Below are 17134 nucleotides of genomic sequence, written 5' to 3' on the forward strand. Positions count from 1 at the left end.
GTCAGCCGCTACCACCGCCGATCTCACGCGCTCGTGGCACACAAGCCCCTGGTAGGTGGGTTAACGACCAAGAAAACCTGCCACACCAAGGGCTCCGATGCAGTTCTACCGCTCCGCGCTGCCGTTGTCACGCCGCACCCTCAACCTGACTGCCCGCACCATCCGCGCCCACCGCACCCGAACCAGCCCCCGGTGGCGACGGCTGAACCCGGCACAACAGGACCTGCTGGTCTTGGTCCACCTGTACAACGGTGAACCGTTCGCTCAGGTGGCGGCCGGATTCGGCCTCGGCACCGCCACCGCGTGGCGCATGCGTGTGTGAGACCGCCCGCCTGCTCGCCGAACAGGCGCCCACCTTCGAACAAGGGTTGCGCCGCGCCCGTCGCAATGGGCAGAGGCACGTGATCGTGGACGGCACCTTCATCGCCTGTGATCGTGTCGCGGCCGATCGGCCGTTCTACTCGGGAAAGCACAAACACCACGGGATGAACATCCAGGTACTGTCCGCACCCGACGGCGAACCACTGAGCCCCTTCTCCCGTCGGCCAACACTTGCGGCCGACCCGAGAAGCACCCCTCCGCGACATGGTGAACGGGATTCTCTACGTGGTGCGCACCGGCTGCTAGTGTCTGCACCTGCCTGTGGACTTCCCGCCGTGGCAGACCGTGTACCGGCACTTCGCTCGCTGGGAGGAAACCAAGGTCACCGAGCAGCTCATGGCCGTTCTACGCCGTCGGCTGCGCACCGCCCAAGGACACGGGGACGAACTTTCCGCTGGGATCATCGACTCCCAGAGCGTCAAAGGCGCCGACACTGTCGGCCAGCCCACCCAGGGCTATCATGCGGGCAAGAAGGTCAATGGCCGCAAGAGGTTCATCGTCACTGACACCCTAGGGCTGTTACTGGTGGTGTGCGTGATGGCTGCCTCGGTCCAGGACCGGGACGGGGCCAGGACCACCCTGTTGAGCCTGTACCTGTGCACCCCTGTGTGGTTCGTGTTCGCTGACGCGGGGTTCGCGGGAAGGCTGGTGGACTGGGCCGAGAGGTTCGTGGCAACCATATTGCACATCGCGCGTAAGGCTCCTGGCCAGGTGGGATTCGCGGTGATCCCGCGCAGGGAGCTGTCAAAGAATTAGTCCCTGGTTTCGTTGTGTCGTTTGATGGCCGACGCTGCCGGAATGGCAGCCCGGAATTCTTCGGCCGTGGCTGGTCGGTGTGGCCCCGGCTCGACGGCCACGCCGAGGACGTCCAGGTCGCTCCCGGCCTCGCGCACGGCCCCCCGGACAGTGCCCTGCGAGACCCCGAACAGTTCAGCAAGCAGGGGCGGAGCGAGCTTCCACCGACGCTTGAGGACGGCGACCAGCAGCCGGTCCTGCGTCGAGAGCAGGCGGGCCCCGGTGTTGCCCGCCGGTTTGGTCGCGAACGGGATCGTGGTGGGGTGCTCGGCCAGGTGGCGGCGATACCGTTCGACCAGGACCTCCCACTCCTGGTCGGTGAAGCCGCTGATAGCCGGATGACGAAGCCATGCGGGGTGCTTGTCGCCCTCGGGGAACCGGCCGAAGGCCGGGTCGGGGGCGGCCCCGGCCGGTGAGGGACGCAGCGTATAGTTCCACTCGCCGTGCCAGTCGTGCCGGTCCAGGGGCAGGCGGTCGACGTCGGCGGCCGGTATCCGCACGCCGACCGGGTAGGCGGCGGGGTCAAGCTCGGCGGTCACGGTCAGCCCGGTCCGGGTGGTGGTGGCGCCGATCAGGGAAACCACTGCTTCGTGGCCGGTCAGCGGCCTGCCGCGCCAGTTTGAGGAGATCTGCGCGAACAGGCGGTGCTCGATCTTGTTCCACTTCGACGTCCCGGGCGGGAAGTGCAGCACGGTGACCTCGACCCCGCTCTGGCGAGCGAAGCGGTGCAGGCCCCTCTTCCAGGCCCGGACCCGGTAGCCGTTCGACCCGCCCGCGTCCGCGGTGATCAGCAGCCGCTTCGCCTGCGGGTAGCGGGCACGCCCCTCAGCCCGCCACCAGCGGGTGAGGGTGGCCACAGCGAACTCGGCGGTATCGGCGTCGCAGCCGACCGAGACCCACCCGGTGTTGGCTGCCAGGTCGTAGACCCCGTAGGGGACGGCCTTGGGCGCGTCCTTGTCCGGGAAGTCGTGGGCACGAACGTCGACGGGGTTCCCGGCGGGCCGCCAGGTGGCCCCGGCCACGGCATAGTCGCCCAGGACCTCTTTCTTCTTGGCGTCCACGCTCACCACCGGGTCACCCGCCTCCAGGTAGGAGGCGACGGTGTCGCTGATGTAGCGGAACTGGGCGTCGCGATCGGGGTGGCGGGCGCCCTCGGTGGTGCGGTGGGTGCCCTGGAGGCTGAACCCCTCGGCTTTGAGCAAAGACGCGACCGTCTCATGGCTGACCGGGTGTCCAGCGGCGGTGAGTTCGACGGCCAGGTTGCGGGTGGACTTGACCGTCCATCGCAGCGGCGTTTCCGGATCCCCGCACTCGAGGGGTTCCACCAGGGACAGCAGCGCCGGGGCCAGGTCCGGGTCGGCCTCCCGCGCTGAGGGACGTCCCGCCCCGGGGCCCCGTACACGGTCGGTGGGGCCGGTATCAGCGAGCAGTTCCCTGGCTCCGGCGGACACCGTGGAGTCTGCCGCGCCCGAGGCTGAGGCGACCGCCCGGATCCCGCCGTGCCCCAGTAGCCGGGCCAGTGCGCCCAGCGTCAGCCTTCGCTGCCGCTCGTCCAAAAGCGGCATAAGCCGCGTAGTGATCTCACTCAGTAGCGCTGTGTCATGTTCCCGCACGACAGGATTCTAGAGCCAAACCAGGGACTAATTCTTTGACAGCTCCCTGGATCCCGCGTCGGTGGGTGGTGGAGTGCTCGCTGGGTGTCCTACGAAACCTTCACCCGCCCACTCGACCTTCTCGGGTTTACGTAACCAGCACCGATGCCGACCTCACGAGACTTTGTAATAGCCCTGCCCTGGCCCAGCTGATCCGGCCTATGCCGGACTTGCATAAGCTCTACTCACGACCTACAGCCTCTCGAGGAACCGCAGAGGGCCCTTTATGTTGAGAGGCGCACGACGGGTTCGAGGGCAGGTCGTAGAAACCTACCGTGAGTGAGCATGGCAAGGTGCCACGCTCCAGCCTTACTCAGCCAGTATGCCACCGGAACGCTGAGCTCTGCCCCATCGTCTGTCAGCATCGATCAGCCAGCGGGTTCGAAGGTCTCGGACATGCGGTCCAGGAGCGCGTGGTTGACCGCCTGGTCCTCCGGGCTCACCAGGAACAGCGCATAACCCTTGTCGTCGGTGTGGAAACCCCGGTTGATGGCGTGCATCTCCCCGTTGCTCCCTTGGAAGGTGAACTCCCAGTCGGCGGCGCTGACGTAGTCGTCGGCCCAGCCGGCGTCCAGGTCCTCGATGCCGATCAGCGAGTAGCCGGAGAAGTTCTGACTACCGATCGGCTCGAAGTCACGCCAGTCGTCGCCGGCGTCCGCGTTGGGGTTATTGGTCTGGTCGACCAGCAGGTACCCGCCCTCGGGGTTGCGGAAGTAAACCTTATGCTCATCCCGGTCGATCTCCCAGTCCTCGGGGACGTCGACGGCGAACCCGCTGGAGTCCTCGTGCCTGGTGAGGAAGTCCCAGTCGTCCTCGGCCTCGTCCTCGGCCTCGTCGTCCTCCGAGGCCTCCGCGTCGTCCTGCGAGGGTTCCTCCGCCGGTGCGCTCTCCTCGCCGGCGCCCCCGGCGGCGGCCTCGTCGGCCTGGTCGGAGTCGGAGCCCTCCTGCGATTCCGCTCCCCCGGTGGGCGCGGCGACGTCACCGGGCCGGTTCGCGCTGACGAAGACGGTGGTGACCGCCGCTCCGACCAGCAGGACGAACACGACCGCCGTGGCCACCAGCACGCCGACACGGGACCGCTTCCGGCGGTCGCGGCGAGGCGTGCCCACCGCCGCGCCGGACCCGGCCGGGGTCGCGGTCGCCTTCACGGGGGCGGACTCGGCGGCGTTGACCGTCCGGTCCACCGTTCCCGAATTCGTCACCGGGTTCCACTCCGGCTCGTCCTCGGGGGCAGGCTCGGAGGGGCCCGCGGACAGGGGTGCGGCCACCGCGGTGGCGGTGAGCGAGGAGGAGGTCCTCTCGGCGTCGCGAATGCCGAGCAACAGGGAGCGGACCTCGGTGACCGACGGGCGGTCCTCGGGTCGCTTCTCGCACAGGGCTTCCAGGACCGGACGCAGCGCTCCCGCGTTGGGGGTCTCCGGAAGGTCCTGGGTGACGATGGCCGTCAGGGTGGCCATCGGGGTGGGCCGATCGAAGGGCAGGGTGCCCTCCACCGCTTGGTAGAGGGTGATGCCCAGGGCCCACATGTCCGAGGCCGGGGTGGCGGAGCGACCGTGCGCGATCTCCGGCGCGAGATAACTCGGCGAACCGATGAGCAGGCCCGTGCTGGTCAGGTGGGTGGAACCGTCCAGGTGCGCGATCCCGAAGTCGGTGAGGACGGCCCGGTCGTTGCCCGCGATGAGCACGTTGCCGGGCTTGATGTCGCGGTGCACGATGCCGTGGCCGTGCGCCTCGGCCAGCCCGGCGGCCGTCTGCTCACCAATGCTCGCGGCACGTTCGATCGTGATCGGTCCCCGATCCCGGATGACGTCGCCGAGGGACGGGCCGTCGACGAGTTCCATGACGATCCACGGGCGACCGTCCTCCTCGGCCACGTCGAACACCGTGATGATGGCGGGGTGGCTGAGCTGGGCGGCGCTGCGCGCCTCGCGGAGCATGCGGGTGCGCAGGACCTCCACCTCGTGCGCAGGGAGGTGGGGCGGGGTGGTCAACTCCTTGACCGCGACCGGGCGGTCGAGCAGGACGTCCGTCCCACGCCAGACGCGTCCCATTCCGCCCTCGCCGATGACCTCGTCCAGACGGTAGCGGTTGACCAGGACACGGCCGGGGTCGGCTTCCGAACTGTTCATGTTTGGCAATCCTCGGGAGGGCCCGTCCGAGACGGGCAGGAGCGTGATCGGGAACGGGGACAGGGATGTGGGGACCAAGAAGAGTGTAGGAGCCGCCGGGCCTGTTCGTGTGCTTCCCGTAAGGTGCGAACTGTGTCCCCACGGGGCGACAGATCCGACGAAATCACCCTTGAGGTGCGAAGACCCCGCCGGGATCCACGTGGATCGATCCCGACGGGGGAGGCGTCTTCGGGTGTGTTTCCGCAGGCCCGTGCTCTGGTCGGAGGTCAGCGCCTCAGCAGCACCGGCAGAGTCACGACTCCGGCACCGATGATGGACGGTGCCGCCGTCAGTTCCGCTTCGTCCACCGCGAGGTCGAGTTCGGGGAACCGCTCGAACAGGCGCGGCAGGACCTCGTTGACCTCCATGCGGGCCAGAGTCGCGCCCAGGCAGTAGTGCCTTCCGTGGGAGAAGGTCAGGTGAGAGGTGTCCTCACGTGTGATGTCGAACTCCCCGGCGGTGGGACCGTAGTGTTCCTCGTCCCGACCGGCCGAGGCGTAGCCGATCAGCAGCGGCTCCCCCGCGGGGACGTGGACTCCCGCCAGCTCGATGTCCTCGGTGGTGTAGCGCATCGGTACGTACTCGCCCGGTCCGTCCCAGCGCAGTACCTCCTCGATCGCCTTGGACCACTCCACCTCGCCCTTGCGCAGCAGTTCCAGCTGGTCGCGGTGGACGGTCAAGGCCCGCACGGCGTTGGTGATGAGGTTCATCGTGGTCTCGTAGCCGGCGCTGATGAACAGCACCAGGTTCCAGATGAGCTCGTCCTCGGTGAGCCGGTCCTCCTCGTCCCGGGCCGCGATCAGGGCGGTGGTGAGGTCGTCCCCGGGATCGGCGCGCTTGGTGGCGACCAACTCGGTGAGGACCCCCCACATCTCGAAGAAGATGCCCATCGCCTCTTCGGGGGTGACGCTCTGGTCGAAGAACACCCCGACCAGCCGGTGCAGCTTGGGTCGGGTCTCCTCGTCGACCCCGAACAGGTCGCTGATCACGGTGAGCGGCAACGGTTGGGACACCAGGGACTTGAGGTCCACGGTCCCGTCCTCGGACTCGGCCGCCGCGCGTTCGACATCGTCGAGCAGGGATTCGACGATGTCCACGACGGCCGGGCGCAGCTTCTCGATCCGGCGCGGGGTGAACGCCTTCGACACCAGCTTGCGCAGCCGGGTGTGGTCCTCACCGTCCTTGGACAGCATGTTCTCGTTGATGATCCAGGAGATCAGGGGCCAGTCAGCGGGGATCTCGCCGGCGTTGAACGCCTTCCAGTGCTCCTTGTTCTTCTGGATCCGCGGGTCGGCCAAGGCGTCGCCGACCGCCTTGTGGGTGGTCACGACCCACGCATCAACCTCACCAGGAAGCTCGACAGGGACGACAGGGGCGACTTTCCGGAGGTGGGCCGATTGGGATCGGAGGTTTCCGGGGGCGAGTCGGACTCGTTCCAAGGTGTTCCTTCCACTCGGGGTGTGAGAGGGGGCTGTGGGGAGAAACCGACGGGAAGCCGCACGGGGGCCCAGGACAGGGCGGACAGCTGCCAGCGCAGCTCTGCCAAGGGCACGGCCTGTCGCAGTCCGGGAAGCCGGTCGAAGAGGGTCCGCAGGGCGATCATGGTCATGGTGATCGCCTCCTCCCGGGCCGGACAACGGTGGGAACCCGCGCCCCAGGCCACGTGGGCCCGGTTGCTCGTCTCCACCATCTCCGCCGCGTTCTCCTCCACGTAGAAGCGGTTGGCGGCGGCGAAACCGAGCAGGATGGGCGAGCCTGCCTCGATCACGCGGCCGGCACCCAGTGGCACGTCCACCCGCGGGTAGATGACCGGGTAGTTGGTGATCGGCGGGTCCTGCCACAGGACACGGTCGACGGTGTCGGTCAGGGCGGTGGGCGAGGGGGCGCGGTCGCCCGGCAGGTTGGGGTCGGCCAGCAGGGCGCGCACACCCGAGTTGATGAGGTTGGCGGTCGGCTCGTTGGCCGCGGCCACCACCAAGAGGAGCTGCATGATCACCTCCTCGTCGCTGAGCGCGGCGCGGTGCTGGATCAGCCTCGTGGTGAAGTCGTCGCCGGGTTCGCGGTGTTTGGCGGTGACCACCTCGGATAAGGCGCGCTCGGCCTCGGCGTTGGACCTCTCGGCGTCGATGCCCAGCCAGAGGTTGCGCATGGCCTCGACGAAGCGCACCCCCTGGTCGCGGTCGAAGCCGAAGAGGTCGTTGATGACCAGGAGCGGCAGCATCCGCGCGTACTCGTTGAGGAGGTCGGCCTCGCCGCGTTCACAGAACTCGTCGATGAGTCCGTTCGCGTACCGTTCGGTGGCCTCGGCGAGCCGTTCGGACGTGATGGCGCCGAGCCCGTCGGTGATGGCCCTTCGGTAGCGCTGGTGTTCACTGCCGTCGACGAAGAGCGCGTTGGCCCGCGGGGCCATCATGGGAAGCACCGAGGCGTCGGCGCCGACCCGACCCTCCCTGAAGTCCTTCCACAGGCGTGCGTCGTGGCCGAACGTCGTTTCGTCCCTGGACCAGGAGATAAGGGTGGCGTAGTCGGTGACCAGCCACCCGTGCACGCCGGGTTCCAGTTCCACCGGCACGACGGGGCCGTGTTCGTCCCGCATCGCCGAGTACACGGAGTACGGGTCCGGGTGGGGTTCGTCTTGGTACAGCTTGGCTCTTGGGCAACCGGAAGACACGGGCGGACCTCTGCTGGGGGGTAGACAGCGGAGCGCGACCTCGTCGAGGCGCTCCAGGGTTCCGCGTGAACCCTAGCTGTTCTCCTCCCGGGTGACGAGGGTGAGGGTGCGCCCCTCTCGGGCGCACCCCACGTCATCAGCCGTTTCGTGGTCGGTTCGCGGCCACGTCGAGCGTGTTCCCGCTCAGCGGGCGGAAGCGGCGCAACCGTCCGCTGTTGCTCACCACGAACACGCTGGACAGAGCCATCGCCGCGCCCGCGAGCATCGGGTTGAGCAGGCCCGCGGCGGCCAGCGGCAGCGCGGCGGTGTTGTAGGCGAACGCCCAGAACAGGTTGCCCTTGATGGTCCCGAGGGTGCGGCGGGACAACCGGACCGCGTCGGCGGCGGCCCGCAGGTCGCCCCGGACCAGGGTCAGGTCACTGGCCTCGATCGCCACATCCGTGCCGGTGCCCATCGACAATCCCAGGTCGGCCTGGGCCAGGGCGGCGGCGTCGTTGATCCCGTCACCCACCATGGCCACGACACGTCCCTCCGACTGGAGTCGACGGACCACCGCGACCTTGTCCTCGGGCATCACCTCGGCGATGACCTCCTGGACACCGACCTCGTCAGCGACGGTGCGGGCCACGGTCGTGTTGTCGCCGGTGAGGAGGATGGGGTTCAGCCCCAGATCGCGGAACCGGCGGATCGCTTCGGCGCTGGTGGGTTTGACCGTGTCGGCCACGGCCAGGACACCGCGTGCCCGGCCGTCCCAGCCCACGGCGACGGCGGTGCGCCCCTGGGACTCGGCCTCCTTGAAGGCCTGTTCCAGCCCCTCCGGCAGGTCCTGGGACCACTCCGCCAGCAGGGCGGCCCGGCCCACCAGGACCGCGTGACCGTCCACGATCCCCTGAACACCCCGCCCCTCGATGTTGGCGAAGTCCTCAGGGGTGGGCAGGTCGCCCACGCGCACGGCGGCGCCGGTGGCGATCGCCCGGGCGATGGGGTGTTCGGAGGCCGACTCCAGGGCTCCGGCCAGGCGCAGCACCTCGGCCTCGTCCTCGCCCTCGGCGACGGTGACACCGGTCAGCGCCATCTTTCCGGTGGTGACGGTGCCGGTCTTGTCCAACACCACGGTGTCGACCCGGCGGGTGCTCTCCAGCACCTCGGGGCCCTTGATGAGGATCCCCAGCTGGGCGCCGCGCCCGGTGCCCACCAGGAGGGCCATCGGGGTGGCCAGGCCCAGCGCGCAGGGGCAGGCGATGATGAGCACGGCGACGGCGGCGGTGAAGGCGGCGCCCGCGGGGTCGCCGGTGCCGAGCCAGAAGCCCAGGGCGGCGACCGCGATCATGATGGCCACCGGGACGAACACCCCGGCGACCCGGTCGGCGAGACGCTGCACGTCGGCCTTGCCGTTCTGCGCGTCCTCGACCAGGCGCGCCATCTGCGCGAGCCGGGTGTCCGACCCGACCCGCGAGGCGCGCACGACCAGTCGGCCGCCGGCGTTGACGGTGGCGCCCACGACGGCGGACCCGGGTGAGACCTCCACCGGCACGGACTCGCCGGTGAGCATGCTCATGTCGACGGCGGAGGTGCCCTCCTCCACCTCCCCGTCGGTGGCGATCTTCTCGCCGGGACGGACCACGAAGCGGTCCCCGACGGCGAGCCGATCGACCGGGACGAGTTCCTCGCGCGCCGAGCCGCCCTGGCCGCGCAGCACGGTGACCTCCTTGGCGCCCAACTCCATCAGGGCGCGCAGGGCGGAACCGGCACGTCGCTTGGCACGCGCCTCGAAGTACTTGCCGAGGAGGATGAAGGAGGTGACCCCCGCCGCGACCTCCAGGTAGATGTTGGCGGCCCCGTCGGTGCGGGCGATGGTGAGTTCGAAGGGGTGTGTCATGCCCGGAACCCCGGCGGTGCCGAGGAAGAGGGCGTACAGGGACCAGAGGAAGGCGGAGATGACACCCAGGGAGACCAGGGTGTCCATGGTGGCGGCGCCGAGCCTCAGGTTCTTCCAGGCGGCGACGTGGAAGGGCAGGGCGCCCCAGACCACCACCGGCGCGGCCAGGGTGAGGGAGGCCCACTGCCAGTACGTGAACTGGAGCGCGGGGATCATCGCCATGAGGATGACCGGGGCGGAGAGCAGCATGGAGACCAGTGCGCGGTTCCACAGGACCCGCGTGGGGTCGTCCGGTTCGGCGTCACCCTGTTCCGGTTCCGAGGTGGGCGCCGTGGCGGTGTAGCCGGCCTTCTCGATCTGGGCGACCAGATCGTCCACCGGGGTGGGCGCACCCTCGAAGGTCACCCGCGCCTTCTCGGTGGCGAAGTTGACGCTGGCGGTGACGCCCTCGATCTTGTTGAGCCGTTTCTCCACCCGGTTGGCGCAGGCCGCACAGGTCATCCCACCGATGGCCAGTTCGACCGGCGCGGACCCGACGGACGCCGTGCTGCCCTTGCTCATCTTCCACTCCAGGTCATCTCTGGTGTTCCTCGTCGCCGTCGCCGTCGACGTGGTCCTGTCCGTCCTCGGGCGCGTGCTCCACGCTCTCGCTCCGGGAGCCCTCCCCCTCCGGCAGCACGGGACCGACCATGGAGCCGGCCCCGAACGCCGCCGCGAACACGACCACGAGGCCCACGGCGTAGAGGCCGAGTTTCGTGGTCACGCCCATGTCAGACCGCCACCTCGTAGCCGGCCTCGTCGATCGCGGCGCGCACGGCGGCGTCGTCGATCGGCCCCTCTCCCGAGACGGTCACCTTCTTGCTCTCCAGGTCGACCTCGACACCGGTGACCCCGGCGACGGCGCCGACCTCCTCGGTGACCGAGTTGACGCAGTGTCCACAGCTCATTCCCTCGACGGTGTAGACGGTGGTGCCGGCCATTCGTGCCTCCTGGTGTGTTGGTACGCGGGTGTTCACGGGTCAGTTCCCACTGAGACCAACATACCCCCCTGGGGTATGCACATGTCAAACACCCATGACGTCCTCATCAGCACTCCGTCGCCAGGTTACCCCAGGGGGGTACCAAGAAAAGGCAAAAATCCACCTCGAAAAGGACAGACCCCCTGGGTGGACGGACGACACATCATCCGACGCCCAAGGGGCCCGTCGTACCCGTTCGGTACATACCCTCCCCCGGTTCCCCGGGTCGGGTCGGCGGAGCTACTCGGTCTTCAGTTCCAGGCGGGCCACCACCCGCTCGCTCAGGTGGTGTTGAGCCAAGGTGAAGCCGGACCGACGGAACATCTCCACCGTGCCCGTGTAGACCTCGGCGCTGGGGGCCCGGCCGCCCGCGGTGTCGACCGGATAAGCCTCCAGGACCCGGGCGCCGTTAGCGCGCGCGTACTCGATGGCCCCGTCCAGAAGATGACTGCCCTGCCCACGTCTACGTCTGCGCGGCGGCAGCCAGAAGCAGACCAGGGACCACACCCCCGCCTCCTCCGGGTCGGCGGGACGCAGGGTCCGAGAACGGGACAGCCGGATGAAGTCCTCCCGCGGCGCCACGGACACCCAACCGCAGGGCCCATCCTCGTCATAGGCGAGCAGCCCGGGCACCCGGCCGTCCGAGGTGAGCCGCCGCAACTCCTCCTTGTTGTCCTGACCACGCGTGGAGCGATCGCAGGAAATACTCGCCGTGTGGTCCTTGGCCCTCCTTCGGAAGAACGTGCACCAGCAGTGCCCGTAGGCTCCCGTCGGACCGAACAGGTTCTCCAGGTCTTTCCACCGCTCGGCGGTGGCGGGCTCGATTGAGACGATGGACATCGGACTCCCTCGCGAGGCACAACTCTGACCGCCACAACTGTGATGCAGCACACTAGCGGTGATCCGCTGTGACCGAAAGAACACGGATGCCCGATAACTCCTATTCTTAGGGGTTTGTGTGCATTTTCGACAGAATCGAATGGCAACCAGAACGCCGCGGGGCGCGTCCAAGACGTCTTGGACGCGCCCCGCGGGACGGCGAGCCGGCGTTTCGAGGGCCGGTGCGCGTCAGGAGTCCGCGGACTCCTGTTCGCGCCGGGCCGTTCCCTCTTCGGGTGCCCAGCACTCCACGCCCCGCACGTCCGGCAAGCGGTCCCGGGTGAACACCGGGTCGATCCCCTGTCGACGCTGCTCGTTGTAGTCCTTGAGCAGGCGGCAGGCGATCACCGTCAGCGGAGTGATCGCGATCAGGTTGACCAGCGCCATCAAGCCCATGGTCGTGTCCGCCAGGGTCCAGATCAGGTCGATCGAGCCCAGGGAGCCCAGGAAGGTGGCGACCAGGAAGACCACCTTGTACACGAACAGAACGGTCCTGTTCTCGCTGAGGTACTCGATGTTGGACTCGCCGTAGTAGTAGTTGCCGAGCACCGAGGTGAACGCCACCAGGAAGATGATGAGCGTCATCAGGTGCAGCGCCCACGGGCCCAGCATCGACATCAGGGCCATCTGGGTCATGTCGCCCTCCAGCACACCGTCGAAGGTGCCCTGGTAGCCCAGCAGGACGATGAAGGCGGTCACCGAGCAGACCACCAGGGTGTCCACGTAGACGCCGAGGGTCTGCACCAGGCCCTGCTTGACCGGGTGGGTGACCGAGGCGCTGGCGGCGGCGTTGGGCGCCGAACCCAGACCGGCCTCGTTGGAGAACATGCCTCGCCGCACGCCCTGGATGATGACCACGCCCAACGCCGCCGCCGCGAACTCGCCCAGACCGAAGGCGTTCTCGATGATCGACATGAACATGCCCGGCACCAGCTGCCAGTTCATCACCATGACGACCAGGCCGATGACGACGTAGATGCCGGCGAAGAGCGGGATGAGGGCCTGCGCGGTGTTCGCGATACGACGAACGCCACCGAAGATCACCAGGCCGGTGAGGAAGACCAGCAGCGCACCGATGACGGCGGAGAGGACCGGTCCGGTCGCCACACCCAGTTCCCCGGCCGAGTTGGCGACCGTGTTGGTGATGGTGTTGCTCTGGACCGCGTTGAACACCATCGGGAAGGTGATGATGAGGATGACCGCGAACACGATGGCCAGCCAACGCTGTCCGAGACCGCGTTCGATGTAGTAGGCGGGGCCACCGCGGTACCCCGCGGGATGGCGGACCTTGTACAGCTGCGCGAGCGTGGACTCCACGAAACTGGCGCCGCACACCACGATCGCCATCGCCCACATCCAGAAGACGGCGCCGGGGCCGCCCAGGGAAATGGCGATGGAGACGCCGATGATGTTGCCCGTGCCGATCCGGGCGGCCGCGGAGATGAAGAAGGCCTGTAGCGAAGAGACGGCCTTCTTCCCGTCCGGCGCGATCTCGGGCTTGCTCTTCAATACCCGGAACATCTCCGGGAACATGCGGAACTGCACGAGACCGGACCGAATGGTGATGTAGACGCTCACCACGATCAGGAGCGGGATGAGAATCCACGCCCAGAGGAGATCGTCGTTGAAGACGCCGACCATCTCGGTGAGCCGGGCATCGAGTGCCGGGGCTTCGGCTGCGAATATCACGAGGACGGGGCTCCTTTGCTCCAAAGAACAGACAACCGAAACCTCATGCCCACATAGTGGTACTGAACACCATTCGCCGCGCTCTGACACACGATGGTGATGGTTCCGTTACCGGTTCTCGGAACGCTGAGGTCAGCCCTCGTGCACCAGGTCCGCGTAGTCCGGATTGCGCTCGAAGAACGTCTGGGCGAACGGGCAGATCGGCACGACCTTCAGGTGACGTCCACGGATGTGGTCCAGGGATTCCCGCATCAGCGTGCTGGCCACGCCCTGCCCCTCGAAGGCGGACTCCACCTCCACGTGCGGCAGGGCCAGCACGCCTTCCGCGATCAGGTGGTAGGCGGAGAACCCGACCACCTCGCCGTCCGCGCTAACCTCGTACCGCGACCGTTCCGGCACGTCGACGACGGTCAGTTCCATTGCGACTACCCCAAGTCCGTGCGTTCGTCGCGCACGTGTCGTGCGCGTGGTGGGCCCACAGGAGAACACGTTCCCACACCCACCACACGCCCACACATCGGGATGCCGAACGGGTCAGTGACCTCCGAGATGGGGGTCGGTGATCCCGCCGGGACAGGCCAGCGCGTCGATGTCCCAACCCAACCTGCCCGCGCCCGCCCGATAGGCGCTCTCCAGGAACCCGAGCACGGCGGCGCGCGGGTCCTCCTGTTCGCGTGCCTTCGCGTACCGCAGCAGCGCGAGGTGGCCTTGGCCGCTGGGCACCCACTCGGCCACGTCCGGCACCAGTGGCTCGCCGGTGAGCCCGTCCGGTTCGGGTGAGGCGTAGGCGTAGAAGCAGGGTTCGGGGACGTTGTCGTCGCCGAACCAGAACCCGAAGCTCGTCACCTCGTGTGAGTACGCCTCGCGCACCAGCTCGCCCACGCTCTGGGGCTGATCGACCGGGTGCGCGGAGAACCGGGTGACCGCGATGTCGAACGTGTGCCAGAAGTGGTGCACCGGGCTGGTCTTGCCGGAGAACCCGGCGGCGAACTCCTCCAGTACCAGGTTGACCTGGCTGAGGACCCGCCAGTACTTCGTGGCGTGCTCGGGCACGTAGGTCGCGTGTTCGTGGTCGTCCACGAACGGCCGGTCCCCGTCCGGCAGGTCGAACGGGGTCGCGTCCGGGATGCTGCCGTCCACCCCCAGACTGTCCAGCGCCGACTGGAACTGTAGGTAGAACGAGGAGACGCTGTGCCCCTGCAACGGGAAGGAGGCGGTCTGCCCGTCCAGGTTGCTCGCCACGAGACGGTGGCGCACGAAGTCGAAGTCCACGGTGAAGACGGGGTTACCGTCGACCAACCCCATCGGACGGCTGGTGATGCCGTCGCCGGTCAGGTGGAAGGGCACGTGCCACCAGTGGTTGCGGCGTTGGCTGTGCCGCAGTCGGACCTTTCCCACGATCTGTTCGAAACGATGGATGGTCTCTTTGGTGTCGTTCCACTCTTCGAGCGGAAACGCTGGGAACAGCTCCACGGGTACTCCTGCCGTTTCTGTGGCCGGGCGCGAGCCGCGCGTGCGGTGGAAGACGTAGGGCGGGTCGCCCCACGAGCGACAGGTCCGGACCGCTCATGGTTCCTTCCCGCTCGCGTCCGACAACGGGAGCGGGACGCGTGGCCGCGTCCCGTGGGGTTCCATGCCCACATCCTCCCCGGGCGACCCCACCTCGGCCCGGCGGGGCGCCGGGAGCGTGTACCGGATCGCCTCCACCACCCGCGCGTAGGGCGTCCCGTGCTCGCGCAACGCCTCGGTGAGCAGGTCGAGACCGGTCCGGTGGTCCACCAGCAGCTCCAGACCGATGTCGGCGTCGCCCCTGGCCGTGAACTCCAGCATCACGGTGAGGTGGTCGGGCAGCTCACGGGCGTGCGCCCGCCAGCCGCACTCCGCGTACGCCCGTTCGATCTCCGCCAGGGCGTGACCGCGGCGCCGGGTGTCCCCATCGGTGTAGTGGGTCATGTGCAGGGCCCGGCGGCAGCGCGGGTCGAATACGTCCGCGTAGTGCGCGCACAGTTCGAACTCCGGCGTGCTGGCGGCGTGTTCGCAGAACTCCAACAGTTCGGTCCGGGCCGGTCCCTTGGGCAGCTCGGCGACGGCGCGCGCCACCAGCGGGAGCCGTTCGAAGAAGCCCTCGTCCGGGTAGCCGAGCAAGACGGAAGCGGACTGGTGGGTCACCGCCCGGGTGTGGGTCCGACGAGCTTCGCGTCCGGCGCCCAGCCATCCGGCCCGTGCTCCGTCGTCGTTGTTCGTATCGTCGGTGGTGGTGCTCATGGTCGACCCCTTACGCGGGCCAGGGGCTCCCGCCCCGCCCGTTGTCGGTACCGTCGTCCTTCCGGGGTGGGAAGAGTCCGTCGGGGCGCTCCGAACCCGCCATTTTTACTCCGCGTCGCCATAAAGAAGACACCCCATTTGCCGGCCCATTAACGCAGTGAAGACAAGAGACCGGGAAAGCACTTCCGTCCTCGGCTGTATTCCGTTAATAAATATGCCTGTTACGGCAGGAAAGTCACGTTTCCCACACCGCTTCGGGCGACAATCACGACAGCCGAGAAGAGGGGTGCACCGCGGTCTCGGCTGTCCACAGGCTGTGGACGGTGGCGGACGGGGTCAGATCCCGGCGAGGTCGCGCGCGCGGACCAGGACCGCCGAGCGGTTGCCGACCTTGACCCGTTCCAGCGCCCGCACCCCCTCGGGCAGCTGCACCCGGCGCGTGCGCGCCGTCATCACGACCACGGAGCGTTCCGGCAGTACGCGCCCCATCGAGGAGAGCAACCCGGGGACCGGGTCCTGCGGGGTTTCGCCCTCCCATCGGGTCATCTCGCCGTAGGGAACGTCGGTGACCACGAGGTCGGCGTCGACCGGTTCGGTGAGGGTGAACACGTCGGCCACGGCCGACTCGTGCGGAAGGTCGCCGCCGGTCGCGGCCAGTCCGGCGGCGAGGTCACGGGCGGCCTCGGCGCGCTCCACGTACGTGACCCGGCCGAAGTCCAGGGCCGAACGGCGCAGTTCGCGCTCGCGTTCGGCCAAGCCCTCGGCGGTGAGGAGTTCGAGATTGCGCGTGGCGATGGCGACGGCGTCGGCGTCCACGTCGGAGGCGCGCACGTGGGTGAGCAGATCACGGTGGAGCAGGCCCAGGACCGTGACCAGGTAGCCGCTGCCGCAGCAGGGGTCCCACAGGCGGGCCCGGTCCTCTCCGAGGTGCACCATCGCGCGTTGGAGGAGTTCGCTGGCCAATCGGACGGGGAACCCTGGAAATCCCGGCGCGGACCGCAGTACCTGTCCGCTCGCCAACGCCGAGTGATCCGTACGCTCGGTGGCGTACCGGTAACTCACAACCGTCCCCCGTCCAGACCGACAACGTCCCCCACAACGCCGAAGGCCCGGTGTCTGAGGGACACCGGGCCTTCGATGCTGCGGTCCTGACGGGATTTGAACCCGCGGCCTCCACCTTGACAGGGTGGCGAGCACTCCTAACTGCTCCACAGGACCTCGCTGCGTTCACAACTCTAGCGCGACTCGGGAGTACTTCGCACCATCGTCGGCCTAAAGTGGTTCGAAAGCACCTGGAACCGACGAGAGGCCCTTGCGTGAGCGACCCGTCCGCCCCTCTTCCCACCGGCCCCGACTCCACCCGGGTGGACCGTTGGCTCTGGGCGGTGCGCCTCACCAAGACCCGCTCCGATTCCGCGCAGGCGTGCCGTGGCGGGCACGTTCGCGTCAACGACCGGCCGGCCAAACCGTCCACCACGGTCAAGGCCGGCGACGAGGTGCGGGTACGCCTGCACGGCACCACCCGGATCGTGGACGTGACACACGTCATCGTCAAGCGGGTCGGGGCGTCCGTCGCGGTCCGCTGCTACCAGGACCGCACCCCCGCTCCGCCGCCGGAGGCCGGTGGGCCGGTGATCCGGCGCGACCGCGGCGCCGGTCGACCCACCAAGAAGGACCGCCGCATGCTGGACCGGCTGAAGTCCGACTTCCCCCCACCCGCCTGACCCCCAGGAGCC

The 17134-nt window shown here is 68.3% G+C and carries 16 protein-coding genes and 1 tRNA gene; 3 read left to right on the forward strand and 14 right to left on the reverse strand.

From position 1 onward, the window contains the following. Positions 1-97 precede the first annotated feature (97 nt). Together BQ8420_RS32685 and BQ8420_RS11355 are read left to right on the forward strand one after the other, a co-directional pair. Positions 98-322, forward strand: coding sequence for a transposase family protein (locus tag BQ8420_RS32685; RefSeq protein WP_235006088.1), 225 nt, complete (start codon positions 98-100; stop codon positions 320-322). 320 nt (positions 323-642) lie between these two features. Continuing rightward, positions 643-1137 carry a transposase gene (locus BQ8420_RS11355; protein WP_087098157.1) on the forward strand — a complete coding sequence of 165 codons (495 nt, stop codon included), beginning with the start codon at positions 643-645 and terminating at the stop codon, positions 1135-1137. Here the strand turns inward: BQ8420_RS11355 and BQ8420_RS11360 are convergent. The 14 genes from BQ8420_RS11360 to BQ8420_RS11425 form a co-directional block, all read right to left on the reverse strand. Further along, positions 1134-2741 (reverse strand): ISAzo13 family transposase, encoded by a 1608-nt coding sequence (locus tag BQ8420_RS11360; protein ID WP_087098160.1) that lies wholly within the window; start codon positions 2739-2741, stop codon positions 1134-1136. The two genes, BQ8420_RS11355 and BQ8420_RS11360, sit on opposite strands and share 4 nt — an antisense overlap. 455 nt (positions 2742-3196) lie before the next feature. Next, positions 3197-4957 (reverse strand): serine/threonine-protein kinase, encoded by a 1761-nt coding sequence (locus tag BQ8420_RS11365; protein ID WP_087098163.1) that lies wholly within the window; start codon positions 4955-4957, stop codon positions 3197-3199. A 266-nt stretch (positions 4958-5223) separates the two neighbouring features. Continuing rightward, positions 5224-6324, reverse strand: a complete 1101-nt coding sequence (locus tag BQ8420_RS11370; RefSeq protein WP_087098165.1) for a cytochrome P450 — start codon at positions 6322-6324, stop codon at positions 5224-5226. Next, positions 6321-7592: a cytochrome P450 gene (locus BQ8420_RS11375; protein ID WP_369825498.1), complete on the reverse strand. Its 1272-nt coding sequence runs from the start codon at positions 7590-7592 to the stop codon at positions 6321-6323. The genes BQ8420_RS11370 and BQ8420_RS11375 overlap by 4 nt, the downstream gene beginning before the upstream one ends. Positions 7593-7803: 211 nt before the next feature. Continuing rightward, on the reverse strand, positions 7804-10107 hold the full coding sequence (locus BQ8420_RS11380; RefSeq protein WP_087098169.1) for a cation-translocating P-type ATPase: 2304 nt from the start codon (positions 10105-10107) through the stop codon (positions 7804-7806). 13 nt (positions 10108-10120) lie between these two features. Then, positions 10121-10315, reverse strand: a complete 195-nt coding sequence (locus BQ8420_RS11385) for a hypothetical protein (protein ID WP_087098171.1) — start codon at positions 10313-10315, stop codon at positions 10121-10123. Between the two features lies 1 nt (position 10316). Then, the gene (locus BQ8420_RS11390) at positions 10317-10526 is read right to left on the reverse strand and encodes a heavy-metal-associated domain-containing protein (RefSeq protein ID WP_087098173.1); all 210 of its coding nucleotides are present in this window, start codon (positions 10524-10526) and stop codon (positions 10317-10319) included. Between the two features lie 279 nt (positions 10527-10805). Next, positions 10806-11405, reverse strand: a complete 600-nt coding sequence (locus BQ8420_RS11395; RefSeq protein WP_087098175.1) for a GNAT family N-acetyltransferase — start codon at positions 11403-11405, stop codon at positions 10806-10808. 228 nt (positions 11406-11633) lie between these two features. After that, positions 11634-13133, reverse strand: coding sequence for a sodium:alanine symporter family protein (locus tag BQ8420_RS11400; protein WP_087098177.1), 1500 nt, complete (start codon positions 13131-13133; stop codon positions 11634-11636). A 132-nt stretch (positions 13134-13265) separates the two neighbouring features. Beyond that, a complete protein-coding gene (locus BQ8420_RS11405; RefSeq protein WP_087098179.1) occupies positions 13266-13553 on the reverse strand; it encodes a GNAT family N-acetyltransferase in 288 nt (95 codons plus the stop codon). Positions 13554-13667: 114 nt separating this feature from the next. Beyond that, complete coding sequence (locus BQ8420_RS11410; protein ID WP_087098181.1) at positions 13668-14606, reverse strand: DUF5996 family protein; 939 nt, start codon at positions 14604-14606, stop codon at positions 13668-13670. Positions 14607-14699: 93 nt separating this feature from the next. Then, entirely contained in the window at positions 14700-15398 is a 699-nt protein-coding gene (gene narJ, locus BQ8420_RS11415) for a nitrate reductase molybdenum cofactor assembly chaperone (protein WP_087098183.1), read from the reverse strand. Between the two features lie 336 nt (positions 15399-15734). Continuing rightward, on the reverse strand, positions 15735-16460 hold the full coding sequence (locus BQ8420_RS11420; RefSeq protein ID WP_087098185.1) for an rRNA methyltransferase: 726 nt from the start codon (positions 16458-16460) through the stop codon (positions 15735-15737). Between the two features lie 81 nt (positions 16461-16541). Continuing rightward, positions 16542-16616, reverse strand: a tRNA-Asp gene (locus tag BQ8420_RS11425). Positions 16617-16714: 98 nt separating this feature from the next. On the opposite strand from BQ8420_RS11425, the gene BQ8420_RS11430 reads away from it, so the two are divergent. Then, positions 16715-17122: an RNA-binding S4 domain-containing protein gene (locus tag BQ8420_RS11430; RefSeq protein WP_087098188.1), complete on the forward strand. Its 408-nt coding sequence runs from the start codon at positions 16715-16717 to the stop codon at positions 17120-17122. The last annotated feature ends 12 nt before the right edge of the window (positions 17123-17134 follow it).

The organism is Nocardiopsis sp. JB363 (assembly GCF_900143625.1).
GTDB lineage: Bacteria > Actinomycetota > Actinomycetes > Streptosporangiales > Streptosporangiaceae > Nocardiopsis.

Excerpts from the sequence above, each read along its gene's own strand:
- narJ (WP_087098183.1), bottom strand. The coding sequence starts at position 15,398 with ATGAGCACCACCACCGACGATACGAACAACGACGACGGAGCACGGGCC.
- BQ8420_RS11405 (WP_087098179.1), bottom strand. The coding sequence starts at position 13,553 with ATGGAACTGACCGTCGTCGACGTGCCGGAACGGTCGCGGTACGAGGTT.
- BQ8420_RS11375 (WP_369825498.1), bottom strand. The coding sequence starts at position 7,592 with ATGCGGGACGAACACGGCCCCGTCGTGCCGGTGGAACTGGAACCCGGC.
- BQ8420_RS11380 (WP_087098169.1), bottom strand. The coding sequence starts at position 10,107 with ATGAGCAAGGGCAGCACGGCGTCCGTCGGGTCCGCGCCGGTCGAACTG.
- BQ8420_RS11395 (WP_087098175.1), bottom strand. The coding sequence starts at position 11,405 with ATGTCCATCGTCTCAATCGAGCCCGCCACCGCCGAGCGGTGGAAAGAC.
- BQ8420_RS11390 (WP_087098173.1), bottom strand. The coding sequence starts at position 10,526 with ATGGCCGGCACCACCGTCTACACCGTCGAGGGAATGAGCTGTGGACAC.
- BQ8420_RS11360 (WP_087098160.1), bottom strand. The coding sequence starts at position 2,741 with ATGCCGCTTTTGGACGAGCGGCAGCGAAGGCTGACGCTGGGCGCACTG.
- BQ8420_RS11365 (WP_087098163.1), bottom strand. The coding sequence starts at position 4,957 with ATGAACAGTTCGGAAGCCGACCCCGGCCGTGTCCTGGTCAACCGCTAC.
- BQ8420_RS32685 (WP_235006088.1), top strand. The coding sequence starts at position 98 with ATGCAGTTCTACCGCTCCGCGCTGCCGTTGTCACGCCGCACCCTCAAC.
- BQ8420_RS11385 (WP_087098171.1), bottom strand. The coding sequence starts at position 10,315 with ATGGGCGTGACCACGAAACTCGGCCTCTACGCCGTGGGCCTCGTGGTC.